Origin of the sequence: Microbacterium sp. NPDC056736, from assembly GCF_042790415.1 — a bacterium.
GTDB lineage: Bacteria > Actinomycetota > Actinomycetes > Actinomycetales > Microbacteriaceae > Microbacterium.
On sequence record NZ_JBHTZE010000002.1, the window covers coordinates 263,278 to 285,250 of the forward strand.

The following is a 21,973-nucleotide window of genomic DNA, read 5'->3' on the forward strand; positions in this document are numbered from 1 at the left end:
CGGCGACCGTTCACCCGAGCAGCAGCGTCACCAGGATCAGGACGGGGACGCACCCGATCGTGGTGAGGAACACCGTGTCGCGCGAGATGGTCTCGCCGACGTCGTATCGCTGCGAGTAGTTGAACACGTTCTGCGCGGTCGGGAGAGCGGCCAGCACCGTCACCACGAGCACGTCGTGGGCACTGAGGCCGAACACGAACTCCGCCACGGCCCACGCGACGATCGGCATCGCCACGAGCTTGAGCACGGTCGCCAGCACGATGTCCTGGCGGCGTCCGGACGGACCGAGGACGCGCTGGCCGTGCAGCGAGATGCCGTACGCGATCAGGAGGATCGGGACGCAGGCGTTCGCGATGAGCACCGCCGGCTCCATGACGATCGGCGGCAGGTCGACCCCCAGCACCGACACGAGCGTGCCGAGCACCGATCCCACGACGATGGGGTTGGTGACCACGCGGGCGACGGCCCGCCAGAGCGAGGCGCGGGCGGTGGTGACGGCATCCAGGATCGCCATCGTGATGGGCGTGAACACCAGCAGCTGCATGAGGATCACGGGGGCGGGATACGCGGCGCTGCCCAGCAGGTACAGCGACAGCGGGATGCCGATGTTGTTGGAGTTCACCTGCCCGGCGCTCAGGGCGCCGATGACCGTCTCGCCGACCGAGCGCCTCCAGGCGAGGCGGGCGACCACGGCGTACACCAGGATCACGGCGACCGCGGCGATCGCGGACACCGGCAGCAGCGCCGAGAACAGCGTTCGCACGTCCGCCTGGGCGAGCACGACGAACAGCAGGAAGGGCGACAGCACGAAGAACGTCAGGCGCGCCAGCACCGGCCGGGCGTGCTCGCCGAGGAGGTCGATGCGTCCAAGGATCCACCCGACGAGGATCGCGACGCCCACCACGACGAACCCGGTGAGCGATTCCAGCACGCTCCGAGCTTAGGGACAACGTTCTGTCGCTCCGAATCGCTCGTCACGGTCTGTCAGACTGGCACCCGCCGAGACGAAGGAGCGATGGATGCCGCAGCCCCGCGACCGTGCCGCGCGCAAGGCCGACCTGCTCGCCGCGCTGACCGCTCCGGCCGCCGACGTCTGGGTGGCCACTGCGTCCGCGGACGCGACGCCGTATCTGGTGCCGCTGTCGCTCGCGTGGATCGACGAGCGCGCCGTCATCGCCCTCGAGGGCGCATCCGTGACGGCGCGGAACCTCGCCGCGTCGAACGTCGCACGGCTCGCCCTGGGGCCGACGCGTGACGTCGCGATCATCGACGTCGCGCTCGAGCGGTCGCTCGGCGTCGACGACGACGCGCGCATCGGCGCGGCGTACGCCGCGCAGGCCGACTGGGATCCGCGCGGACTGGCCGCCTACGTCTTCCTCGTGCTGCGTCCTGTCCGCATCCAGGCCTGGCGCGAGTCGAATGAGCTCGCAGGCCGCCTGCTGATGCGGAATGGCGAGTGGCTCGTCTGAGGCCGGCGCGCTGGTCGACTGAGCGCCGATAATGCACATTATGTCAGTTCAGGACGACCTCATCGCGTCTGATTCGAATTGGCCTCTCCCCTCGACCTCGTTTGGTTGGCGCCGGACGAGCCCACTCGTCGGTGCGTCGGCGATGGTCGCGGAGTGCGTCCATGTCGCTGTCAGGCGTGACGGCGATGTCACTGCCCATCTCGGCTCCGGCAGTTTCGAGCGTCACGGTGATCGCCGCATCTCCCCTTCGCGCCGGGGGCCGCGGCCAGTGCCTCGGGATGCGGTCAGACGGCGGGCGCGGCAGCCGGAGTCAGCACGATGAGCGGACTGTGCGCGATCATCTCGTCGACATCGTCTCTGCGCCATCGGCGTGCGGCGGCCTCGATGAGCGGCCGTGCTTCGCGGGGATCGGTGATCACCCGCGCCGTGGCAGGAACGTCGGCCTCGATGTCTGTCTTCAGATGCACGATGACGTTGGGGTCTGCGGTGACGTTGTGTATCCAGTCCCTTGCGCGGTCTCGACGCGGCATCCCGGTGATGAACAGCACGCCGTCCTCGTCGTGCAGGAAGATCTCGATGCGGCGCGGTAGCCCGCTACGGCGACCGGTCGTCGTCAAGTCGATGAGCTGACTTCGGTGCAGAGCGGTGCTGACGTCGTTGTCCACACCTGGTGAAGCAATCTCGCTGCTGCACACATTCCACACGACCGGTGAGATATTCCGCGCGCAACGCTGATGGCCAACGTTCCCTGCAGCAAAGCCACGTGAGTCGGCACGGGCATTACAGGTCGTAACTGTGGGCGGAAATCTGCCATTCATCAGCGGGGCTCGCGCGTTCAGCCATATGTCCGGGCGGAAGCGTGGCCAGGGCGGCCAACGTGGGATCGAGTGTCAGCGCGTGCGCGATGTGTGTGGCAACGCAAGCGTCAGGGAGGTTGGGGTCGTTCACGCCATCGCCGATCGCCCAGTCCCCGTCGATGTCATGGACGACAAGCCGCGCGGGTTCAACCTGATGCAACACCGTAAGTTGAACGACGGCACCCAACGTTGCCGGGAACGCGCCTCCGGGGAATGGAAACGGAATGTGCCGGTCCATCTCCGCCGAATTCATGAGACCATCCAACACTCTGGGATGAAGAGGATTCAATCACGACGGGCGTTAGACGGTCCTCGCCTGCCTTCAGTCGCGCGGTACGCAGCGGATCGCCCTGCGGGCGGCGCTGTGCGGGACGTGTATGTCAGCGGGGGCGCCGCACGAACGCCAGCGTGAGAAACGGAAGGTGATCTCGCGGAACGACGGCGGTAAGGGCGCCGCCGCCGGGGAGCTTTGCACCCACTGCATAGACGAAGCCCGAGTTGCTCACGGAACTGGTTCATGAGGATGTGATTCGTGTGCTGCACCAGCAACGAATCGAGGGTGCTGCGCTCGGTCTCCTCACGATGCCAGGTCGTCTGCACCGCCTCCCAGAGCATCGGATACCGCATCCGCTCGACGGACTCGACCAACCAGGCCGGGCGCGGCCAGGGCGGCACCTCGTCGAGCGCGCGGCGCGTGGCCTCGTCGAGGTCCGCGAGGTTCACCGGGTCGGACTTGTTCACCGGGTTCCGCCACAGCGTCGCCGACATGCTGACGGTCATCGCGTCGACGCCCACGCATCAGCCAGCGTGCAATCGCTGCCCGTTCTCGAAGCTCGCTCTCGTGCGTTCGCGCGCCGGTCCTCCGCCGCGCGGGATTCAGCCGGACTCGTCGTTCGCTGCTGCTTCGATCCAGTCGACGGCTTCATCCGAGAGAAAGATGCCGTCAGGTCCTGACTCGCCGACCCACCATGCGCTCGAGGTGTCGGCGCCGCCTGCCGCCGCTATCTTGCTCAGCACTTCGGACGATACCGCTTCGCCGTTATGGGCAATGAGCCACGCCTTGGCGTCGGAGTCCACCTTCGCCCACCACTCGATGGTTCCCATGCGGCCACCATTGCACCGGATGAACCCGACCGAAAGCCGGTCCCTCCCCCGCGTCGGACGCCGACGCTCCAGCCGCTCCTCGTCCTGCGACCCGCTGGCTTTGGAACACCTCGTCCCATTACGTTCGTCGTTATGAGTCTCGCCGCGGTCACGTTCAACGTCGCGAAATTCTGCAGATCAACCCTTAGCTGAACAGAGGAGTGGCATTGCCTGGTACGCGACCGCGGTTGACGACGGCCGGGTTGTTCGCGGTCGGCATCGTCGTGGCCGGCCTTCTGGCCGGTTGCTCCCAGACGAGCTCGGGCAGCCGGCACACGCTGTACGACAGCGTCGAATCGCTCGCGGCTGACAGTTCGTCGATCGTCGTGGGCACAGTGTCGACGCAGACGACGGAAGGCGGTGCGACCATCTCCTCCGTCGAGGTCACCAACGCGCCCAGCAACCCGCAGCTGGGCGCCGCTCTCGTTGACCGCCCGGAGCCCGCCGCGGTGGGCGACACCGTCGAGGTTCGACAGGATCTTCCGCCGGCGCTCGGCCTGGGCGAGGAGTACTTGCTGTTCCTGACTCCGACGATGCTGCCAGGAGAGGCCGGCGGTCAGTACTTCGTCACCGGAGCAGTCGCAGGTCTCTATATCCGGCAGGACGACGAGTTCCGGCGGGTCGTTCCGGACAGCGGCGATACCCTTCCCGACACCATCACAGCCGTCGGCATGCCGGGCGGATAGCCGTTCTCGAGCGTCGCGGGCCTCCGGGCACTACGAGAGGTCGTCCTCGCGGAGGGCGGAGGGCACTGACCGCGGGCGCGCCGTAGCGCCCGCGGTCAGGTGTGTTCGTCAGAGTCCGGCGGCGTCGTCGGTGGAAGCCGTGCTCTGGCGCGTCACGCGCTCGTTCGCGACGGGGTCCACCGCGGTGCGCGTCACGGTGTCCGAGCGGCGGCGGCGCGCCATGAGGACGAGGCCGATGATGAAGATGACGGCTCCTGCGGCCATCAGGATGTAGCCGATCATGTCGAGGTTCACCCATTCGACCTCCACGTTCACCGCGAACGCGAGGATCGCTCCGATGGCGAAGAGGGCGATGCCAGCTCCGATACTCATGCGAGGTGTCCTTTCCGGGGCGCGGCGATGGGCCCTCCCCTGCTGTGGGACGAGTTGTCCCTCGACAACCGTGACGCAGTCGCCACCGCGCGAGGAGGGTCTTGACAAACGACGCGTGAGCACTCAAAGAGCCGCGGATGCCGGCGGCTACTGTGGAATCGTGCCCAGCCTCTCGCGTCCTCCCGCGGCGGGGCCCGGGCTGCGCGCGTGGGTGATCTGGACCGTCGGGGTGGCCGCCTATGTGCTCGCGATCACGAACCGGTCCTCCCTCAGCGCCGTCGGCGTCGACGCGGCCGCCCGGTTCGACGCCGACGCGGCGACGCTGTCGATGTTCGCGGTCGTCCAGCTGGCGGTGTACGGCGGGATGCAGATCCCCATCGGGGTGCTGCTGGACCGATACGGCGCTCGGCCCATCATGACGGTCGGCATGATCCTGATGGCGGTGGGGCAGCTCACCATGGCCCTCTCCCCCAGCGTCGGCATCGCGATCCTCGCGCGGATGCTTCTGGGAGCCGGCGACGCGGCGATCTTCCCCGGGGTGCTGCGTCTCATCGCCACCTGGTTCCCCGCTCAGCGGGGACCGCTCATGGTGCAGTTCACCGGTATCGTCGGCCAGTCCGGGCAGCTCGTGTCGCTGGTGCCGCTGGCGGCTCTCCTCCACGCGACGAGCTGGACCATCACGTTCGGCAGCATCGCCGGGCTCGGCATCCTGTTCGCGGTGCTGGTGTTCCTGCTCATCCGCAACCATCCGCCCGACCGCGACGACGACGTGTCGGTGGACACCGACACCGGAGCGATCCGGGTCGTGACCTCCGCCGTCGACACCGGCGTCGGGATCCGCGCGGCGTGGGCGCACCCCGGCACGCGGCTGGCGTTCTGGTCCCACTTCACCACCCCGTTCGCCGGGACGGCTTTCGTCCTGCTGTGGGGAATGCCCTTCCTCACCGCCGGCGAAGGCCTCACCACCGCCCAGGCGGCCTCGGTCATGTCGCTCTACGTCGTGGTCGGCATGCTGCTCGGGCCGGTGATGGGCGAACTGTCCCGCCGCGTCCCGCATCTGCGGTCGCAGGCCCTCGTGCTGCCCACGGTCGCCGTGCAGGCGCTCGCGTGGCTCGCGGTCATCGCCTACCCCGGGCCGGCGCCGCTGTGGCTGCTCCTGGTGCTCGCGGTCGCGCTCGCGACCGGCGGCCCCGCCTCGATGATCGCGTTCGACCACGCCCGCACCCACAACCCGTCGCACCGGCTCAGCACCGCGACGGGCGTGACGAACGCCGGCGGGTTCCTGGCGGCACTGATCGCCATCCTCCTCATCGGTCTCGCCCTCGACCTGCAGGGTGCCGGCACGCCCGACACCTACAGCTTGGACGCCTTCCGCGTCGCGTTCCTGACGCAGATGCCGCTGTGGCTGCTCGGAGCCGTGTTCATCGTGATCGAGCGCAAGCGCACCCGCATCCGGCTCGGCCTGGATCCGCCCCGCCGGCCACGCGGGCCGCGCCGCTGACGCGGCATCCGGATCGACACCGCGGCGTGGTCACGCGGTCTGCAGGCGCTCCAGCACGCGCTCGATGTCGTCGACGAACGCGTTGTAGCCGGCGATCGTCGCCGCGACCTGCTCGTCGGTGAAGTCCGACCGGTCCTGGCGGATCGTGAGGACCGTGGCGCCGTCGCTCTCCTCCAGGTCGAACAGCACGGGCAGGCCTGCGTCGTCGCCGGGCTGATCGGTGAGCGTCATGGCCAGGTGCGACGGCGGCTCGACCACCCGGTACTCGCCCGCCCAATGGATGAGACCACCGTCCGGCAGATGCATGACGGCGCGGAAGGCCCCACCCGGTCGCACGTCCATGGTCAGCGTCTCCTGCGGGACCTCCACCGCCGCGGTGCCGAACCACACGGCGAAGTGCTCGGGCCTGGTGAGGGCCTCGAAGACGAGGTCGCGCGGCGCCTGCAGGGTGCGGGTCACGGTGAAGTACTCAGTCATGGTCGTTCTCCTTCTCGGTGGATGCGACGGCCCTGCCGTCTGCGGCGCCCAGCTGCTGCAGGGCGTTGAGGTAGTGGTCGAGTGCGCCCAGACTGTCCTCCCAGAACCGCGCGTAACCGCCGATCCAGTCGGATGCCGCGGCCAGGGGTCGTGCATCGAGCCGCGCGGGCCGGTACTGGGCGTTACGGCCCCGCGTGACGAGGCCCGCCCCCTCGAGCACCCGGAGGTGCTTCGAGATCGCGGCGAACGTCATGTCGAACGGCTCTGCGAGCTCGCCCACCGTCGCCTCCCCGTCGGCGAGCCGCGCCAGGATGGCACGACGCGTGGGGTCGGCGAGAGCCGCGAACGTGCGGCTCAGGGTGTCGGCCACGGGACTCCTCCTTTGTTCAACCGGTAGGTACAATACCGATCGGTTGAACAAACGTCAAGACCCGGTGTCGTACCCCCGCGATACCGTCACGACATGCCTCGCGTCATCTTCTACACTGCGACCACCCTCAACGGGTTCCTGGCCGACGACGACGACTCGCTCGAGTGGCTGTTCGCCGCCCCGGGCGGCGAGGGCGGCGACGCCGACTTCCAGCGGTTCCTCGCGGGCATCGGCGTACTCGTGCAGGGGTCGTCGACCTACCGGTGGGTGCTCGAGCACGAGGACCTCGTCGCGCATCCGGAGAAATGGCCGGCGTACTACGGCGAGCGGCCCACGTGGGTCTTCACCACGCGGGAGCTGCCGGTGGTCCCGGGGGCAGACGTCCGCTTCGCGGCCGGAGACGTGCGTGACGCCTGGCCGCAGATCCGCGACGCCGCCGGCGACCGCGATGTGTGGGTCGTGGGAGGGGGCGATCTCGCCGGACAGTTCGCCGATGCCGGGCTCCTCGACGAGATCCGCGTGTCCGTCGCGCCGGCCACGCTCCCATCGGGCAAGCCGCTCCTCCCCCGCCGCCTCGGCGCCGATCGGCTCGAGCTGCTCTCCGCGCGCCAGGCCGGCGCCTTCGCCGAGCTCACCTACCGGCTGAAGGGCGAACCGGGCTGAGGGCTGCAGTCGGCCCGGTCGGGGGCCGCGTCAGGCGGCTGAGGGGGCGAACGCGGTCCACTGAGCGAATTTGGCGGTCCGGCCGTCGCCCGACGAGGTTCCGGTGAGCCGGCGCCGCACCCAAGGCCCGACGTGGTCACGGTAGTAGGCCGCTCCGCGCGCGCCGGCGCCCGGCAGCGGATCGAGCGACCACCATGAGGCAGGCACCTCGAGTCCGAGGGCGTCGAGCACGCGTGCCGCGACGCGGTGATGCCCGCGCGAGTTCATGTGGAGGCGGTCCTCCGACCAGTACGGCGGGCTCGCGAGCTCCTCGTCGAACCAGTTGTAAGCCCGGACGATGTCGGACCGAGTCGACAGCCGCGCCTCGACCGCGTGCGAGAGCAGGTCCCCCCGGCGCTGGATGACGCGTCGCAGCGGCAGCTGGCGCGTCGGGTTCGCGCCCGACAGGACGATGAGCTGCACGCCCTCCTCGTCGCAGCGACGCAGGACGGTGTCGAACGCCTCCACGACCCGTGCCACGCTCGTGCGCGGGCGCAGCATGTCGTTGCCGCCCCCGTTGAACGACAGGTGCGTCGGCTTGAGAGCCAGAGCAGGCTCGAGCTGCTCCTCGACGATCGGCCACACGAGCTTGCCCCGGATGGCCAGATTGGCGTAGTCGATCGCCTCGCCGGCGGCATCCGCCCACCCCTGCGCCACGAGGTCCGCCCAGCCGCGCACGCGTCCGTCGGGAAGCTCGTCGCCCACGCCCTCGGTGAAGGAGTCGCCGATGGCGACGTATCGAACGGATGCCACGACCCCAGCCTACGACCGCCACCGGTCACCGGTCGTCGAGCGCCGCCCCCCGCCGGTCGACGAGGCCCCACGCCGCGGCGGCCGCGACGGCGAAGAACACCGCGAACACCACGAACAGCGTCGGCGCCCCGCCCGCCATCAGCAGCGGCGGCACGACGAGCGGCGCGACGATGGACGCGATGCGGCCGGCGCCGGCCGCCCAGCCCGTGCCGGTGGCGCGCAGCGACGTGGGGTACATCTCCGGGCTCACCGCGTAGAGCGCGCCCCACGCCCCGAGATTGAAGAACGACAGCGCCATGCCGGCCGCGATGATCACGCCCGGCGATCCGGCCGTGCCGAAGAAGACCGCCGATGCTGCGGAGCCGATGAGGAACACAGAGAGCGTCGCCCGCCGGCCCCAGACCTCGATCAGCCAGGCCGCGACGGCGTAGCCGGGCAGCTGCGCCAGCGTGATGATGAGCGTGAAGCCGAACGAGCGCACCAGGTCGTATCCCTGCGCGACGAGGATCGACGGGATCCAGATGAACGCGCCGTAGTACGAGAAGTTGACGCAGAACCACACCAGCCACAGGCACGCCGTGCGCACGCGGAACTCGGCCGACCACAGCGCACCGAGCCGCTCCCCGAGGGAGGTCGCCTTCGCCGGTGACGCGACAGGCCTGCCGGCGGCCGGAGCCGCCGTGACGCCCGCCGCCTCCTCGAAGGTGCGCACGACCGACTCCGCCTGCGTGAACCTCCCGCGCCGCTCCAGCCACCGCGCCGATTCCGGCAGCCCCCAGCGCACGACGAGCGCGTAGACGGCCGGGATGGCGCCCAGTGCGAACGCCCAGCGCCAGCCGTTCTCGGAGGACGGGATCACGAAGTAGCCGATCAGCGCAGCGAGCGTCCACCCGACGGCCCAGAACGCCTCCAGGATGACGATCAGGCGCCCGCGGATGCGCGCGGGAGCGAACTCGCTCACGTAGGTGCTGGCCACCGGGAGCTCGGCGCCGAGGCCGAGGCCGACGAGGAACCTCAGCACGAGCAGAGCCGCCAGCCCGCCGACGAGCGCGCTCGCGCCGGTCGCCACGCCGTAGACGAGCAGAGTCAGGGCGAACACCTGCCGCCGGCCGAAGCGGTCGGCCAGCAGGCCGCCGACGCTCGCGCCGATGGCCATGCCCACGAACCCGATCGACGCGATCCACGCGGTCTCGCTCGGCTGGAGGCTCCACTGGGCGGCGAGGGCCGCGATCACGAACGAGATGAGACCGACGTCCATCGCGTCCAGTGCCCAGCCGACCCCCGAGCCGGTGAGCACGCGCAGGTGCGCGCGGGTGAACGGGAGGCGGTCGAGACGCTGCGAGAGCGTCGACGACATACGGGTTCCGGCATCCGTCATAGCGTCATGCTACGGATGCCGCGCACCCGGCGGGGCTCACGACAGCATGTCGCGCACGAGCGGGGCCACCTCGGTGCCGAAGAGCTCGATCGAGCGCATCATCTTCTCGTGCGACAGCATGCCGGTGGAGAACTTCATGTCGAACCGCGACGCGCCGAGCGTTCGCACCGTGTCGGCGATCTTGCGGGCCACCGTCTCGGGCGAACCGACGTACAGTGCGCCGTCGGGCCCGACATCGTGCTGGAAGCGGAGCCGGTTGTACGTGGGCCAGCCGCGCTCCCGTCCGATCGAGTTGTTCATCGCCTCGAAGCCCTCGTAGGCCTCGTCCCAGGCCTGCTGGTCGGTCTCGGCGATGTGGCCGGGCGAGTGCACGCCCACGGGCAGCTGCGGCTGATCGAACGTCTCGAGCGACCGGCGGTACAGGTCGGCGAACGGCCGGAAGCGGGCGGCGGGGCCGCCGATGATCGCAAGCATGAGCCCGTAGCCGTACCGCGCGGCGCGGACCGCCGACTCGGGTGTGCCGCCGACGCCCACCCACGCCCGGAGCCCGTTCTCGGTCTTCGGGAACACGTCGGCGCCCTCCAGTGGAGCGCGCATCGTGCCGCTCCAGGTGACCGGCTTCTCCGTCAGCAGCTGCGAGAAGAGGTCGAGCTTCTCGTCGAAGAGGGCCTCGTAGTCGCGCAGGTCGAACCCGAACAGCGGGAACGACTCGATGAACGACCCGCGGCCGAGGATCACCTCGGCGCGGCCGTGGGAGACGGCATCGAGCGTGGCGAAGCGCTCGAAGACCCGCACGGGGTCGTCGCTGGAGAGCACGGTGACGGCGGTGCCGAGGTGGATCCGCTCCGTGCGCGCGGCGGCTGCCGCCAGGACGATCTCGGGGCTCGAGATGGCGAACTCCCGGCGGTGGTGCTCCCCCACCCCGAAGAACGACAGTCCGACGCGGTCGGCGAGCACGGCCTGCTCCACGACGTTGCGGATGGTCTGCGCGTCGCTGAGCAGCTCGCCCGACGCATCGCGGGTCACGTCGCCGAACGTGTCCAGTCCGAGCTCGATGGTGGCAGGGTCGACATAGGTCATTGCGTCTCCTTCTATGCGATTGCATGAACCTTGCCGGTCGGCGCGGCATTCCCGAGACGTGCAGACCGCATGGGCGTAGCGTGTGGGGCATGGCCCTCTTCGCGGATCGACGGGCAGCCGGGCGGGAGCTGGCGGGCGCGCTCAGCCGGTGGCGGGGAACGGATGCCGTCGTGCTCGGCATCGCCCGCGGCGGTGTCGTGGTCGCCGCCGCCGTGGCACAGGAGCTCGGCCTCCCCCTCGACGCCGTCGTGGTGCGCAAGCTCGGGGCGGCCGGCCATGAGGAGTTCGCCGTCGGGGCCATCGCCGAGGGCGTCAGGATCGTCACCCCCGGGGCGGTCCGGTGGGCGGGGATGTCCGAGGGCGACGTCGAGCGCGTCGAGGAGGCCGAACGCGAGGAGCTGCAACGGCGGACGGATGCCTACGGCTCGCGTCCGGTCGATCTGACCGGCCGCACGGCGCTCGTCGTGGACGACGGCGTGGCGACGGGCGCGAGCGCGGTCGCCGCCTGCCGGGCGGTCAGGGCGCGCGGCGCGGCGCGCGTGGTCCTCGCGGTGCCCGTCGCGCCGCACCGGTGGCGGGCGCCCGCGGATGCCGTCGACGAGTTCGTGTGCCCGCACCGCGAGGCGGACTTCTGGGCCGTGGGTCAGTACTACGACGACTTCGGCCAGACGACCGACGCCGAGGTCGTCGCCCTGCTCGCCGGCGACGGAGGAGGCTCAGCGACCGGCGCTGAGGACGATCGCTGAGCCTCGTCGCACGTCAGCGGGACAGCGCGGCGCGAAGCGTGTCGAGTCCGACGCCTCCGATGTCGAGCGCCCGCTTGTGGAACTGCTTGATCGAGAACGCGTCGCCCTCGCGCTCGGCCACGTCGTCGCGCAGCTGCTCCCAGATGCGCTGGCCGACCTTGTAGGACGGCGCCTGGCCGGGCCAGCCGAGGTAGCGGTTGACCTCGAACTTCACGAACTCCTCGGGCATGTTGACGTTGCGCAGCATGAAGTCCAGCGCGAAGTCCGCGTCCCACGGTCCCTGCTCGTCGGGGCGCTGCTTCTCGAGGTGCACGCCGATGTCGAGCACCACGCGCGCGGCGCGCATGCGCTGGCCGTCGAGCATGCCCAGCCGGTCCGCGGGGTCGGAGAGGTAGCCCAGCTGCTCCATGAGGCGCTCGGCGTACAGCGCCCATCCCTCGGCGTGGCCCGACGTCCCCGCCAGGAGCCGGCGATACGTGTTGAGCTGCGCGCGGTTGTGGACCGCTTGGGCGATCTGCAGGTGGTGACCGGGGACGCCCTCGTGATAGACCGTCGTGAGCTCGCGCCAGGTGTCGAACTCCTCCACGCCCTCCGGCACCGACCACCACATACGGCCGGGCCGCGAGAAGTCGTCGGTTGGGCCGGTGTAGTAGATCCCGCCTTCCTTCGTCGGCGCGATCATGCACTCCAGCGTGCGGATCGGCTCGGGGATGTCGAAGTGGGTCCTGCCCAGCTCGGCGACGGCGCGGTCGCTGGTCTCCTGCATCCACTTCTGGAGCGCATCGGTGCCGTGGAGCTTGCGGCTGGCGTCCTGCTCGAGGAAGGCCACCGCCTCCTCGACGGATGCCCCGGGCTTGATTTCGTTCGCGATCGACTCCTGCTCCGCGACCATGCGGGCCAGCTCCTCGATGCCCCACTCGTACGTCTCGTCGAGATCGACGGTCGCTCCCAGGAACCGGCGGGAGTGCAGCGCGTACAGCTCGCGGCCGACGGCGTCCTTCTCCGTCGCCGCGGGCGCCAGCTCGGCGGTGAGGAACGACGCGAGTTCGTCGTAGGCGACGCGGGCGGCGTTGGCGTTGTCGGCGACCTCTCGCGCGAGCGACGCGGGCAGCTGGCCCTCCGCCGGGGCCGCTTCGGCCGCGAATGTGGCGAAGAAGCCGCCGTCGGCGGTGTAGCGGGCGATCTGCGTCGCGACCTCCACCACCTGGCGGCGGGCCGGCACGACGCCCTGGGCGATGCCCTCGCGCAGCGATGCGACGTAGCCGTCGATGGCGCCGGGCACCGCGCCGAGGCGCGTGGCGACGACGGACCAGTCGTCGGCCGTCGCCGTGGGCATGAGGTCGAACGCCGAGCGGATGTTCTGCGCGTGCGATGCGATGACGTTGAGGTCGCGCAGGTGCCACTTCGCGTCGTGGAGGTCCAGTCCGAGCTGGATCTCGCGCGCGAGGTCGTCCTGGGTGACGGCGTCCACATCATCGGCCGGTGTGGCGGCCTGCAGCGCGGTCAGGGTCTTGCGGCCCTCTTCGACCAGGCGCTCGTGCCCCTGCGGGCTGTAGTCGCCGAACCGGTCGTTGTACTCCGAGCGGCCGATGTACGTCGCGAGCGTCGGTTCGAGCTCGGCGAGGGTGTCGACCCACGCATCTGCGATCTTGTCGATCTGCGTGGGTGTGCGGGTTTCGTCAGTCATGGCTCCGAGCCTAGGGACGAGACGTGGTGCCGCCAAACGGGACTTCGAGTCTCTTCCCCGCGCCCGGCGCAGGCTCAGTGGCCGGCGGCGTTCCAGTCGTCTCCGCGGCCGATCTGCACGTCGAGCGGCACCGAGAGCTGCGCGGCGTCGCCCATGCGCGAGCGGACGATGCGCTCCGCCGCCTCCCACTCCCCCGGCGCCACCTCGATCACGAGCTCGTCGTGGATCTGGAGCAGCACCCGTGAGGTGAGACCCTCGGCGGCGAAGTCGTCGTGGATGTGGAACAGCGCGATCTTCATGATGTCGGCGGCGCTGCCCTGGATGGGCGCGTTGAGCGCCGCCCGTTCGGCGTTCTCGCGCAGCACGCGGTTGGGGCTGGAGAGATCGGGGAACGGGCGACGGCGGCCGAAGATCGTCTCGGTGTACCCGTCGATCCGGGCCTGCTCGACCGACGAGCGCAGGTAGTCGCGCACCGCGCCGAAACGGGCGAAGTACTCCATCATCAGCTGCTTCGCCTCGGCCTGTTCGATGCGCAGCTGCTTGGAGAGCCCGAAGGCGGACAGGCCGTAGACGAGACCGTACGACATCGCCTTGACCTTGGTGCGCATGGCGGGGGTGACGTCCTCGGGCGCGACGCCGAACACCCGGGAGCCCACGAAGCGGTGGGTGTCCTCCCCCGAGTTGAAGGCCTCGATCAGACCGGGGTCCTCCGACAGGTGCGCCATGATGCGCATCTCGATCTGCGAGTAGTCGGCGGTCAGCAGCGTCTCGTATCCCTCGCCCACCGTGAAGGCGGAGCGGATGCGCCTGCTCTCTTCGGTGCGGATCGGGATGTTCTGCAGGTTGGGGTCGGTGCTCGACAGCCGGCCGGTCTGGCTGCCGGTCTGCACGTACGTGGTGTGGATGCGCCCGTCGGCGCCCGCCGAGCGGTCTGCGCCGATCGCCGTGTCGAGCGACTCGATGATCTGGCGCAGCTTCGTCGCCTCGCGGTGCTGGAGCAGCAGGTCCAGGAACGGGTGCGGGTTGGTCTCCTGCAGGTCGGCGAGGACCGCGGCGTCCGTGGAGTATCCGGTCTTCGTCTTGCGGGTCTTCGGCAGCTGCAGCTCTTCGAAGAGCACCTCCTGCAGCTGCTTCGGCGAGCCGAGGTTCACCTCGCGGCCGATCGCCGCATACGCCTGCGCAGCCAAGGCGTCGGCGCGCGCGCCGAGCTCTCCGGAGAAGGCCGAGAGGCGCTCGTGCGAGACCGCGACGCCTGCCAGCTCCATGTCGGCGAGCGTGTGCAGGGTCGGAAGCTCGATGTCGGTGAGCACCTTCGTGACGCTCGGGGGCATCTCGGACTGCAGGGCGCGGGCCACGCGCAGCGTGTACCACGACAGCTGCCCGGTGGTCGCGCCCTCCGTCTCGGGTACGAGCTGTGCGGGATCGGACTCGGGCAGTCGCTCGTCGAGGTAGCGGTCGACGAGGTCGGCGAGGTTCTTGTCGGGGAGGCTGGGCCGCTGCAGCCAGCCGCCGAGGATGACGTCGAAGACGAGCCCGCCCAGCCGCAGTCCGGCGCGGCGGAGCGCCTTGACCTGCGGCTTGGCGTCGGCGAGGACCTTCGGCTCGTCGGACGTCAGCCAGGGGGTCAGCGCCTCCTGCAGCTCGGGCGTCCATGCCGCTTCGGCGGCGGCATCGCTGATCGCCGCCCCGATGCGCGCCGGCTGCCCGCCCTCGACGACGACCGTCACGCCGACCTCGCTCGTGGTGGCCGCGAGCCAGGCGGCGAAGTCCGTCGGCGAGAGCTCCTGTGCGACGGGGGCGAGCTCGGCCGCTGCCGACGTGACCGCGGCCATCTGCTGCTCGATGCCGGCCAGCTCGGCGACGCGCGGGATGAGCGTCTTGAACTCGAGCCGGGAGAAGATGTCGCGCACCGCCTGGGCGTCCATCGGCTGCACCTCGAGGTCGTCGGGACCGAACGGAAGCTCGACGTCTGTCAGCAGGCGATTGAGGCGCCGGTTGCGGCGCACGTCGTCGAGGTGCTCGCGCAGGTTGCCGCCGACGACGCCCTTGATGGAATCCGCGCCCTCGAGCAGGGCGTCGAGCGAGCCGAACTGGGTCAGCCACTTCACCGCGGTCTTCTCGCCCACCTTCGGAACGCCGGGGAGGTTGTCGCTGGTCTCGCCGACGAGGGCGGCGATGTCGGGATACTGCTCGGGCGGCACGCCGTAGCGCTCGATGACGGCCTCCCGGTCGTAGCGCTTGAGCTGCGAGACGCCCTGCACGTTCGGGTACAGCAGTGTGATGTCGTCGTTCACCAACTGGATGGTGTCCCGGTCGCCGGAGCAGACGAGGACCTGGAAGCCCTGCGCCGCACCCTGGGTGGCGAGAGTCGCCAGGATGTCGTCGGCTTCGATGTCCTCCTGCGAGAGCGTGCGGATGCTCATCGCCGCCAGGCAGTCCTGCAGGAGCGGGATCTGGCCCTTGAACTCGCTGGGCGTTTCGGAGCGGTTGGCCTTGTACTCGCTGTACTCCCGCGTGCGGAAGGATTGCCGGGACGTGTCGAACGCGACGGCGAGGTGGGTGGGCTTCTCCGCCTTGATGAGATTGATCAGCATCGCCAGGAATCCGTAGATCCCGTTGGTGTGCTGGCCGTCCTTCGTCGAGAAGTTGTCGACCGGGAGGGCGTAGAAGGCCCGGTACGCCAGCGAATGGCCGTCGACGACGAGAAGGGTAGGCTTTGCGGTGTCCGTCACCCTGCAAGCCTAGCCAGGGGCGGCGACAGTCCCTCCCGCGCGGAACGCCCGTCCCGCCGCCCGAACCGAGAGTCCTGCCATGCCCGAGCACTCCCCCTCCGCCGTCGACGGACTCGCGTGGGCGGCGAATCGCGGCATGGGCGCGCTGGCCGAGAAGATGGGGATCGTCTTCACCGAGTTCTCGGTGGAGCGCGCGGTGGCGACCATGCCCGTCGAGGGCAACACGCAGCCCGTCGGGCTCCTGCACGGCGGTGCGTATGTGGTGCTGGGCGAGTCCCTCGGCTCGATGGCGGCGAACCTCTATGCCGGGCCCGGACGTCTGGCCGTCGGCGTGGACATCAACGCCACGCACACGCGCTCGGCCACGTCCGGGGTCGTCACGGGAGTGTGCACGCCCGTCCACCTCGGGCGCGGCATCACTGTCCACGAGATCGTGGTCACGGACGACCAGGGGCGCCGCTGCTCGACGGTGCGCATCACGAACCACATCACGCAGCGGCCGCAGCGCTGATCCTCACGCGAAGAGCGGATGCCCCGATCGAGGCATCCGCTCCTGCAAAGCGTGCGCGGTCAGCCCTTCTTCGGCGCGAGCTGCTCGATGATCGCCTTGGCGACGTCCTGCATCGTGAGGCGGCGGTCCATCGACGCCTTCTGGATCCACCGGAAGGCCTCGGGCTCGCTCAGGCCCATCTTCTCGTTGAGGAGGCCCTTGGCGCGATCGACGAGCTTGCGGGTCTCGAAGCGCTCGACCATGTCGGCGACCTCAGCCTCGAGCGTGATGATCTGCTCGTAGCGGGCGAGGGCGATCTCGATGGCGGGAAGCAGGTCGTTCGGCGTGAACGGCTTCACCACGTACGCCAGCGCGCCGGCCTCGCTGGCGCGCTCGACCAGTTCCTTCTGGCTGAAGGCCGTCAGCAGCACCACGGGGGCGATGTGGTTCTTGCTGAGCTTCTCGGCGGCGGAGATGCCGTCGAGTTGCGGCATCTTGACGTCCATGATCACCAGGTCCGGCCGCAGCTCGGTCGCCAGCTGGACGGCCGTCTCGCCGTCGCCTGCCTCGCCGACGACGTCGAACCCGTTGTCGCGGAGGATCTCGACGATGTCGAGGCGGATGAGCGACTCATCCTCCGCGACGACGACACGACGGGGTGTGGAGGCCGTGGGGGCGGCGTTCTGCTCCTGCTCAGTCACCATTGAATCCTACGGTATGGTCAATCGCGGACGCGCGGCATGCCCGCGGGCCGGTGTGGCGGAATGGCAGACGCGACCGACTCAAACTCGGTTGCCCGCAAGGGCGTGTGGGTTCGACTCCCACCACCGGCACCCCATCTGTCGCGGAGAGCGGATGCCTCGGATTCGAGGCATCCGCTCTTCGGCGTTTCCGGCACCCGAGACTTCTCGGTATTCGGTGTTGCTAGGTACTGGTACCTAGTGTTACTTTGTACTGGTAGTCAGCAACACTGAGTAGTCAGAGGAGGCGCGTGATGGGCAAGCAGGAGACCGAGATGCTCAAGGGCACGCTGGAGGGCATCGTGCTCGCGATCCTCTCGGGCCGCCCGGCCTACGGATATGAGATCACCACGTGGCTGCGCGACCAGGGCTTCAGCGACATCGCCGAGGGCACGGTCTACGCCCTGCTCGTGCGGGTCGAGCAGCGCGGTCTCGTCGACGTCGAGAAGGTGCCGTCCGAGAAGGGGCCGCCGCGCAAGGTGTACTCCCTCAATGCGCAGGGGCGCGAACAGCTCACGGAGTTCTGGCGGACGTGGAGCTTCCTCGCAGAGCGCATCGAACAGCTCCACCGCCAGCACGAAGACAACAACAGGAAGGAAGAGGTCTGATCATGGCCGCCAAGTGGTACGAGGTCGTCACCGGCTCGCTCGAGCAGAAGAAGCAGTACAAGCAGTACAAGGCACGCATCGAGGCCCTGCCGGAGCCCTACCGTGCCGCGGCGAAGGCCGTGGAGCGGTACTTCATGACCGTCGGCGGCATGACCGACGGCGAATCCATGGTCCAGATGCTCAGCGACTCCGCCGACATGTGGGAGCGCGCCGCCGCCGACCACACCCCCGTGCGCGACATCGTGGGCGAGGACCCGTCGGCGTTCGCGCAGGAGTTCACCGCCGCCTACTCGGGCAGGCAGTGGATCGACAAGGAGCGCGAGCGCCTCAACAAGGCGATCGACGACGCAGAGCGAGGAGAGAACCGATGACCGCCGCCACCGTCATCCAGGTCGCCGGCCTGGAGAAGTCGTACAAGGACCTGCACGTGCTGCGAGGCGTCGACTTCGATGTGAAGAGGGGCAGCATCTTCGCCCTTCTCGGCTCCAACGGAGCAGGCAAGACCACCGTCGTGCGAATCCTGTCGACGCTGCTGAAGGCCGACGCCGGCAAGGCCGCGGTCGCCGGCTTCGATGTGGTCGCGCAGTCCCAGAAGGTCCGGGAGACGATCAGCCTCACGGGGCAGTTCGCGGCGGTCGACGAGGTCCTCAGCGGGCGCGAGAACCTGATGCTCATCGCGCAGCTGCGCCACCTGCCCGATCCGGGCGCCGTGGCCGACGACCTCCTCGCGCGCTTCTCGCTCACCGACGCGGGTTCGCGCAAGGTCGCGACCTACTCCGGCGGTATGCGCCGGCGGCTCGACATCGCCATGAGCCTCATCGGCGACCCGCCGGTGATCTTCCTGGACGAGCCCACCACGGGCCTCGACCCGGCGGCCCGCCTGGAGGTGTGGGATGCCGTCAGAGAGCTCGCGCGGGGCGGCACGACCGTCCTGCTCACCACCCAGTACCTCGAAGAGGCCGAGCAGCTCGCGGACCGGATCGCGATCCTCCACAAGGGCCGGATCATCGTGAACGGCTCCCTGAGCGAGCTCAAGCAGCTGCTCCCCGCGGCGAAGGTCGAGTACGTCGAGAAGCAGCCGAGCCTGGAGGACGTCTTCTTCGCCCTGACGGGCGAGGACGGCGCCGCGGAAGCCGGCGAGGCCGGGACCGGCACCGCCACGACACGGAAGGAAGGGCGATGACCTCTCACGCCATCGGCGACACCGCCGTACTCACCGGTCGGTCGCTGCGCCACATCCTGCGCAGCCCCGACACCATCATCACCACGGCGGTCACACCGATCGCCCTGATGCTGCTGTTCGTCTACGTCTTCGGCGGCGCGATCGACACCGGTGCCGACCGCGGGTCGTACATCGACTACATGCTGCCCGGCATCCTGCTCATCACCATCGCCTCGGGCATCGCATACACCGCCTATCGGCTGTTCCTCGACATGAAGAGCGGCATCTTCGAGCGGTTCCAGTCGCTGCCGATCTCGCGGTCGGGGGTGCTGTGGGCGCACGTGCTGACGTCGCTCGTGTCGATCGTCGTCTCGCTCGCGATCGTCATCGGCGTCGCGCTGCTCATGGGCTTCCGCACCGGGGCGAGCCTCGGCGCCTGGCTCGGCGTGGCGGGCATGCTCGTGCTGTTCACCCTGGCGCTCACGTGGCTCGCGGTGATCCCCGGACTGACCGCGAAGACCGTCGACGGCGCGAGCGCGTTCTCGTACCCGCTGATCTTCCTGCCGTTCATCAGCTCGGCCTTCGTGCCGACTGAGAGCATGCCGGCCCCGGTGCAGTGGTTCGCCGAGAACCAACCGGTGACGTCGATCGTCGACTCGATGCGGGCACTGTTCGCCGGCGAGCCCGTGGGCAGCGAGATCTGGGTCGCGATGGCGTGGCTCGTGGGCATCCTCGTCGTCGCCTACGTCGCGTCGATGGCGATCTACCGTCGCAAGATCAGCTGACGCGCGCTCCGGCCCAAGAGCAGATGAGCGGATGCCTCGACCCCGAGGCATCCGCTCTTCTGCTGCGCCGGCGCTAGGCGCCGAAGTACTGGTTGCCCAGGGCCTTGCTCTTGAGGGCGTCGAACTCGCCCTGCGTGATGATGCCGGCATCGAGGAGCTCCTTCGCCTTGGCGATGTCCTCGGCGGGGCTGGTGGAGGCGGCCGGACGGTAGTCGTCCGCTTCGGCCACCACTCCCCCGCGCGCGGCCTGGGCGCGCTCCGCCATGCCCTTCCCGCGGGCGATCACGTAGATCAGCGCGGTGAGGAAAGGCACGAACACCAGGAGGATGATCCACAGCGCCTTCATCCAGCCGTTGAGCTTGTCGTCACGGAACAGGTCCGTGATGATCACGATCACCACGTAGAGATAGGCGATGAAGTAGAAGCTCCAGAGCAGGAACCAGATGAAGTCGTTGAAGAACATGGCGTCCCCTGTCGGCGAGATGTGGTGGCGATAGCGTAGCGTCCGGCCGTGCCGGGACCTATGGGCGCGCCGGGCGTGTCAACCCCGCGGGGCGGATTCACGCGAGATGCGAGGATGGCCACTCCGTCACGAGGGAGAGGACCCGGATGCCCGACACGGCCATCGCCCGGGCGGCGCGCGAGATCTTCGGCTGGACGACGCTGCGCGCCGGACAGTCCGAGGCGATCGACGCGCTGGTCGCCGGGCGCGACGCCATCGTGGTCCTGCCCACGGGCGCCGGGAAGTCCGCCGTCTACCAGCTCGCGGGCGCATTGCGCGACGGTCTCACCGTCGTGGTGTCCCCGCTCATCGCCCTTCAGGACGACCAGGTCGCGCAGCTGTCGTCCGCACCGCGCGCCGCGCGCGGGGCGGTCCTCAACTCGACGCTCGGCGAGCGTGCGACCGCCGAGCTGTGGGACGAGCTCCGGTCGGGCGCCGTGGGATACCTGTTCCTCACGCCGGAGCAGCTGTCGAAGGACGACGTCGTGGCCGCGCTCCGCGACGTCGGAGTGGCGCTGCTGGCCGTCGACGAAGCGCACTGCGTGGCCAGCTGGGGCCACGACTTCCGGCCTGACTACCTGCGGCTGGGCGCGGTGCGCGAGAGGCTCGACGCTCCCCCGGTGGTCGCGCTCACCGCCACGGGTGCCGAGCCGGTGCGGGTCGAGGTCGCCGAGCGGCTGCGGCTCGTCGACCCCGCCGTCGTCGTGCACGGGGTGGACCGCCCGAACATCGACCTGACCGTGCGCCGAGCCGTCACCGCCGACGAGAAGCGCGCCGCCGTCATCGCACACGTGTCGGCGATGACGGGATCGGGACTCCTCTACACCGCGACGAGGCGCGAGGCCGAGGAGTACGCGGCGACGATCGCCGAGGCGGGCTCTCGCGTCCGCGTCTACCACGCCGGCCTGTCGCGGTCCGAGCGCGAGGAGACCCACCGGGCCTTCCTCGCGGACGAGGTCGACCTGGTCGTCGCCACCAACGCGTTCGGGATGGGCATCGACAAGCCCGACGTGCGCTTCGTGACGCACGCATCGGTGCCCGAGTCGCTCGACGCGTACTACCAGGAGATCGGCCGTGCGGGCAGGGACGGCGACGCGGCGGACGCCACGCTCTTCTACCGCCAGGAGGACCTCGGCATCCGCACCTACTTCGTCTCGCGCAGCGTCGACCTCGACGAGCTCGCCGCGGCGTACTCCGCCGTGGCAAAGGCCGACGGACCGCTCCCGACGAAGGCGCTGGCGGCGGCCGTCGATGCGCCGCCCCGCAGGGTCACGCACCTGATCAACCTGCTCGTCGAAGGCGGGGTGGTTCGCGTCGGCCGCCGCGGGGCGGTGGCGGCGGCATCCGTCAGCCCGTCCGAAGCAGCGGCCCGCGCCGCGGAGGCGTCGGAGCGTCGCGAGCGGATCGAGCAGTCGCGGCTGGACGTGATGCGGCGCTATGCGGAGACGCGGGACTGCCGCCGACGCGCCCTCCTGCGCTACTTCGGCGAGGATCTCGACGCGCCCTGCGGCAGCTGCGACACGTGCCGTGCCGGCACCGCGGCGGACGCGGCGACGGACGAGGCCGGGGCGCCGTTCCCCTCCGGCGCGGAGGTCGAGCACACCGAGTGGGGCCGGGGAGCCGTCTCGGCGGTGGAGGGCGACCGTCTCACCGTGTTCTTCGAGGAACACGGCTACAAGACGCTCGCCCTCGACACCGTCGTCGAGAACGACCTGCTCAGCCGCGTGGGCTGA

Annotated in this window: 25 protein-coding genes and 1 tRNA gene; 12 read left to right on the forward strand and 14 right to left on the reverse strand. The window is 69.7% G+C overall.

Annotated elements, in window-relative coordinates:
* Positions 1-10: 10 nt before the first annotated feature.
* Positions 11-931 (reverse strand): AEC family transporter, encoded by a 921-nt coding sequence (locus ACFRAL_RS05770; RefSeq protein WP_336397931.1) that lies wholly within the window; start codon positions 929-931, stop codon positions 11-13.
* 88 nt (positions 932-1,019) lie between these two features.
* Between ACFRAL_RS05770 and ACFRAL_RS05775 the strand changes: the two genes are divergently transcribed.
* A complete protein-coding gene (locus tag ACFRAL_RS05775) occupies positions 1,020-1,469 on the forward strand; it encodes a pyridoxamine 5'-phosphate oxidase family protein (protein WP_378880721.1) in 450 nt (149 codons plus the stop codon).
* A 284-nt stretch (positions 1,470-1,753) separates the two neighbouring features.
* On the opposite strand, the gene ACFRAL_RS05780 is transcribed toward ACFRAL_RS05775, so the two are convergent.
* The 3 genes from ACFRAL_RS05780 to ACFRAL_RS05790 form a co-directional block, all read right to left on the reverse strand.
* Entirely contained in the window at positions 1,754-2,134 is a 381-nt protein-coding gene (locus ACFRAL_RS05780) for a nitroreductase family deazaflavin-dependent oxidoreductase (protein WP_378880724.1), read from the reverse strand.
* Positions 2,135-2,249: 115 nt separating this feature from the next.
* The gene (locus tag ACFRAL_RS05785) at positions 2,250-2,579 is read right to left on the reverse strand and encodes a hypothetical protein (protein ID WP_378880727.1); all 330 of its coding nucleotides are present in this window, start codon (positions 2,577-2,579) and stop codon (positions 2,250-2,252) included.
* 623 nt (positions 2,580-3,202) lie between these two features.
* Entirely contained in the window at positions 3,203-3,430 is a 228-nt protein-coding gene (locus ACFRAL_RS05790; protein WP_378880730.1) for a hypothetical protein, read from the reverse strand.
* A gap of 227 nt (positions 3,431-3,657) precedes the next feature.
* On the opposite strand from ACFRAL_RS05790, the gene ACFRAL_RS05795 reads away from it, so the two are divergent.
* Positions 3,658-4,155, forward strand: a complete 498-nt coding sequence (locus ACFRAL_RS05795) for a hypothetical protein (RefSeq protein ID WP_378880733.1) — start codon at positions 3,658-3,660, stop codon at positions 4,153-4,155.
* Positions 4,156-4,263: 108 nt separating this feature from the next.
* On the opposite strand, the gene ACFRAL_RS05800 is transcribed toward ACFRAL_RS05795, so the two are convergent.
* Positions 4,264-4,527 carry a DUF6458 family protein gene (locus tag ACFRAL_RS05800; protein WP_336397938.1) on the reverse strand — a complete coding sequence of 88 codons (264 nt, stop codon included), beginning with the start codon at positions 4,525-4,527 and terminating at the stop codon, positions 4,264-4,266.
* A 211-nt stretch (positions 4,528-4,738) separates the two neighbouring features.
* Between ACFRAL_RS05800 and ACFRAL_RS05805 the strand changes: the two genes are divergently transcribed.
* Complete coding sequence (locus ACFRAL_RS05805) at positions 4,739-6,028, forward strand: nitrate/nitrite transporter (RefSeq protein WP_378881298.1); 1,290 nt, start codon at positions 4,739-4,741, stop codon at positions 6,026-6,028.
* 30 nt (positions 6,029-6,058) lie between these two features.
* Here ACFRAL_RS05805 and ACFRAL_RS05810 read toward each other — a convergent pair whose 3' ends face one another.
* Positions 6,059-6,505 (reverse strand): SRPBCC domain-containing protein, encoded by a 447-nt coding sequence (locus tag ACFRAL_RS05810; protein ID WP_336397939.1) that lies wholly within the window; start codon positions 6,503-6,505, stop codon positions 6,059-6,061.
* Positions 6,498-6,875: a metalloregulator ArsR/SmtB family transcription factor gene (locus ACFRAL_RS05815; RefSeq protein ID WP_336397940.1), complete on the reverse strand. Its 378-nt coding sequence runs from the start codon at positions 6,873-6,875 to the stop codon at positions 6,498-6,500. The genes ACFRAL_RS05810 and ACFRAL_RS05815 overlap by 8 nt, the downstream gene beginning before the upstream one ends.
* A 93-nt stretch (positions 6,876-6,968) precedes the next feature.
* Here ACFRAL_RS05815 and ACFRAL_RS05820 point away from each other — a divergent pair, with 93 nt between their 5' ends.
* Positions 6,969-7,538, forward strand: coding sequence for a dihydrofolate reductase family protein (locus ACFRAL_RS05820; protein ID WP_336397941.1), 570 nt, complete (start codon positions 6,969-6,971; stop codon positions 7,536-7,538).
* A gap of 30 nt (positions 7,539-7,568) precedes the next feature.
* Here ACFRAL_RS05820 and ACFRAL_RS05825 read toward each other — a convergent pair whose 3' ends face one another.
* The 3 genes from ACFRAL_RS05825 to ACFRAL_RS05835 are packed head-to-tail and all read right to left on the reverse strand — an operon-like array spanning position 7,569 to position 10,788.
* Positions 7,569-8,330 carry an SGNH/GDSL hydrolase family protein gene (locus ACFRAL_RS05825; protein ID WP_378880738.1) on the reverse strand — a complete coding sequence of 254 codons (762 nt, stop codon included), beginning with the start codon at positions 8,328-8,330 and terminating at the stop codon, positions 7,569-7,571.
* Between the two features lie 25 nt (positions 8,331-8,355).
* Positions 8,356-9,708, reverse strand: a complete 1,353-nt coding sequence (locus ACFRAL_RS05830) for an MFS transporter (RefSeq protein WP_336397943.1) — start codon at positions 9,706-9,708, stop codon at positions 8,356-8,358.
* 36 nt (positions 9,709-9,744) lie between these two features.
* A complete protein-coding gene (locus tag ACFRAL_RS05835) occupies positions 9,745-10,788 on the reverse strand; it encodes an LLM class flavin-dependent oxidoreductase (protein WP_378880741.1) in 1,044 nt (347 codons plus the stop codon).
* 89 nt (positions 10,789-10,877) lie between these two features.
* Between ACFRAL_RS05835 and ACFRAL_RS05840 the strand changes: the two genes are divergently transcribed.
* A complete protein-coding gene (locus tag ACFRAL_RS05840) occupies positions 10,878-11,534 on the forward strand; it encodes a phosphoribosyltransferase (RefSeq protein WP_378880744.1) in 657 nt (218 codons plus the stop codon).
* A gap of 13 nt (positions 11,535-11,547) precedes the next feature.
* Here ACFRAL_RS05840 and ACFRAL_RS05845 read toward each other — a convergent pair whose 3' ends face one another.
* Entirely contained in the window at positions 11,548-13,221 is a 1,674-nt protein-coding gene (locus ACFRAL_RS05845; protein ID WP_378880746.1) for a DUF885 domain-containing protein, read from the reverse strand.
* Between the two features lie 74 nt (positions 13,222-13,295).
* A complete protein-coding gene (polA, locus tag ACFRAL_RS05850; protein ID WP_378880747.1) occupies positions 13,296-15,953 on the reverse strand; it encodes a DNA polymerase I in 2,658 nt (885 codons plus the stop codon).
* A 79-nt stretch (positions 15,954-16,032) separates the two neighbouring features.
* On the opposite strand from polA, the gene ACFRAL_RS05855 reads away from it, so the two are divergent.
* On the forward strand, positions 16,033-16,464 hold the full coding sequence (locus ACFRAL_RS05855; RefSeq protein WP_336397948.1) for a hotdog fold thioesterase: 432 nt from the start codon (positions 16,033-16,035) through the stop codon (positions 16,462-16,464).
* Positions 16,465-16,523: 59 nt separating this feature from the next.
* Here the strand turns inward: ACFRAL_RS05855 and ACFRAL_RS05860 are convergent, their stop codons facing one another.
* A complete protein-coding gene (locus ACFRAL_RS05860) occupies positions 16,524-17,147 on the reverse strand; it encodes a response regulator (protein ID WP_336397949.1) in 624 nt (207 codons plus the stop codon).
* A gap of 46 nt (positions 17,148-17,193) precedes the next feature.
* Between ACFRAL_RS05860 and ACFRAL_RS05865 the strand changes: the two genes are divergently transcribed.
* From ACFRAL_RS05865 to ACFRAL_RS05885, 5 genes are all read left to right on the forward strand, one after another.
* Positions 17,194-17,276: transfer RNA gene (locus tag ACFRAL_RS05865), tRNA-Leu, on the forward strand.
* 161 nt (positions 17,277-17,437) lie between these two features.
* Positions 17,438-17,791, forward strand: coding sequence for a PadR family transcriptional regulator (locus ACFRAL_RS05870; protein ID WP_336397950.1), 354 nt, complete (start codon positions 17,438-17,440; stop codon positions 17,789-17,791).
* 2 nt (positions 17,792-17,793) lie between these two features.
* Positions 17,794-18,162 carry a DUF1048 domain-containing protein gene (locus ACFRAL_RS05875; protein WP_336397951.1) on the forward strand — a complete coding sequence of 123 codons (369 nt, stop codon included), beginning with the start codon at positions 17,794-17,796 and terminating at the stop codon, positions 18,160-18,162.
* A complete protein-coding gene (locus ACFRAL_RS05880; protein WP_336397952.1) occupies positions 18,159-18,974 on the forward strand; it encodes an ATP-binding cassette domain-containing protein in 816 nt (271 codons plus the stop codon). The genes ACFRAL_RS05875 and ACFRAL_RS05880 overlap by 4 nt, the downstream gene beginning before the upstream one ends.
* Positions 18,971-19,738 (forward strand): ABC transporter permease, encoded by a 768-nt coding sequence (locus ACFRAL_RS05885; RefSeq protein ID WP_336397953.1) that lies wholly within the window; start codon positions 18,971-18,973, stop codon positions 19,736-19,738. The genes ACFRAL_RS05880 and ACFRAL_RS05885 overlap by 4 nt, the downstream gene beginning before the upstream one ends.
* Before the next feature lie 73 nt (positions 19,739-19,811).
* Here ACFRAL_RS05885 and ACFRAL_RS05890 read toward each other — a convergent pair whose 3' ends face one another.
* Entirely contained in the window at positions 19,812-20,201 is a 390-nt protein-coding gene (locus tag ACFRAL_RS05890; protein WP_336397954.1) for an SHOCT domain-containing protein, read from the reverse strand.
* Between the two features lie 146 nt (positions 20,202-20,347).
* On the opposite strand from ACFRAL_RS05890, the gene ACFRAL_RS05895 reads away from it, so the two are divergent.
* The gene (locus ACFRAL_RS05895; protein WP_378880754.1) at positions 20,348-21,973 is read left to right on the forward strand and encodes a RecQ family ATP-dependent DNA helicase; all 1,626 of its coding nucleotides are present in this window, start codon (positions 20,348-20,350) and stop codon (positions 21,971-21,973) included.

Excerpts from the sequence above, each read along its gene's own strand:
- ACFRAL_RS05790 (WP_378880730.1), bottom strand. The coding sequence starts at position 3,430 with ATGGGAACCATCGAGTGGTGGGCGAAGGTGGACTCCGACGCCAAGGCG.
- ACFRAL_RS05775 (WP_378880721.1), top strand. The coding sequence starts at position 1,020 with ATGCCGCAGCCCCGCGACCGTGCCGCGCGCAAGGCCGACCTGCTCGCC.
- ACFRAL_RS05855 (WP_336397948.1), top strand. The coding sequence starts at position 16,033 with ATGCCCGAGCACTCCCCCTCCGCCGTCGACGGACTCGCGTGGGCGGCG.
- ACFRAL_RS05810 (WP_336397939.1), bottom strand. The coding sequence starts at position 6,505 with ATGACTGAGTACTTCACCGTGACCCGCACCCTGCAGGCGCCGCGCGAC.
- ACFRAL_RS05875 (WP_336397951.1), top strand. The coding sequence starts at position 17,794 with ATGGCCGCCAAGTGGTACGAGGTCGTCACCGGCTCGCTCGAGCAGAAG.
- ACFRAL_RS05840 (WP_378880744.1), top strand. The coding sequence starts at position 10,878 with ATGGCCCTCTTCGCGGATCGACGGGCAGCCGGGCGGGAGCTGGCGGGC.
- ACFRAL_RS05895 (WP_378880754.1), top strand. The coding sequence starts at position 20,348 with ATGCCCGACACGGCCATCGCCCGGGCGGCGCGCGAGATCTTCGGCTGG.
- ACFRAL_RS05785 (WP_378880727.1), bottom strand. The coding sequence starts at position 2,579 with ATGAATTCGGCGGAGATGGACCGGCACATTCCGTTTCCATTCCCCGGA.
- ACFRAL_RS05870 (WP_336397950.1), top strand. The coding sequence starts at position 17,438 with ATGGGCAAGCAGGAGACCGAGATGCTCAAGGGCACGCTGGAGGGCATC.
- ACFRAL_RS05820 (WP_336397941.1), top strand. The coding sequence starts at position 6,969 with ATGCCTCGCGTCATCTTCTACACTGCGACCACCCTCAACGGGTTCCTG.
- ACFRAL_RS05890 (WP_336397954.1), bottom strand. The coding sequence starts at position 20,201 with ATGTTCTTCAACGACTTCATCTGGTTCCTGCTCTGGAGCTTCTACTTC.
- ACFRAL_RS05800 (WP_336397938.1), bottom strand. The coding sequence starts at position 4,527 with ATGAGTATCGGAGCTGGCATCGCCCTCTTCGCCATCGGAGCGATCCTC.
- ACFRAL_RS05835 (WP_378880741.1), bottom strand. The coding sequence starts at position 10,788 with ATGACCTATGTCGACCCTGCCACCATCGAGCTCGGACTGGACACGTTC.
- ACFRAL_RS05880 (WP_336397952.1), top strand. The coding sequence starts at position 18,159 with ATGACCGCCGCCACCGTCATCCAGGTCGCCGGCCTGGAGAAGTCGTAC.
- ACFRAL_RS05830 (WP_336397943.1), bottom strand. The coding sequence starts at position 9,708 with ATGACGGATGCCGGAACCCGTATGTCGTCGACGCTCTCGCAGCGTCTC.
- ACFRAL_RS05845 (WP_378880746.1), bottom strand. The coding sequence starts at position 13,221 with ATGACTGACGAAACCCGCACACCCACGCAGATCGACAAGATCGCAGAT.
- ACFRAL_RS05885 (WP_336397953.1), top strand. The coding sequence starts at position 18,971 with ATGACCTCTCACGCCATCGGCGACACCGCCGTACTCACCGGTCGGTCG.
- ACFRAL_RS05860 (WP_336397949.1), bottom strand. The coding sequence starts at position 17,147 with ATGGTGACTGAGCAGGAGCAGAACGCCGCCCCCACGGCCTCCACACCC.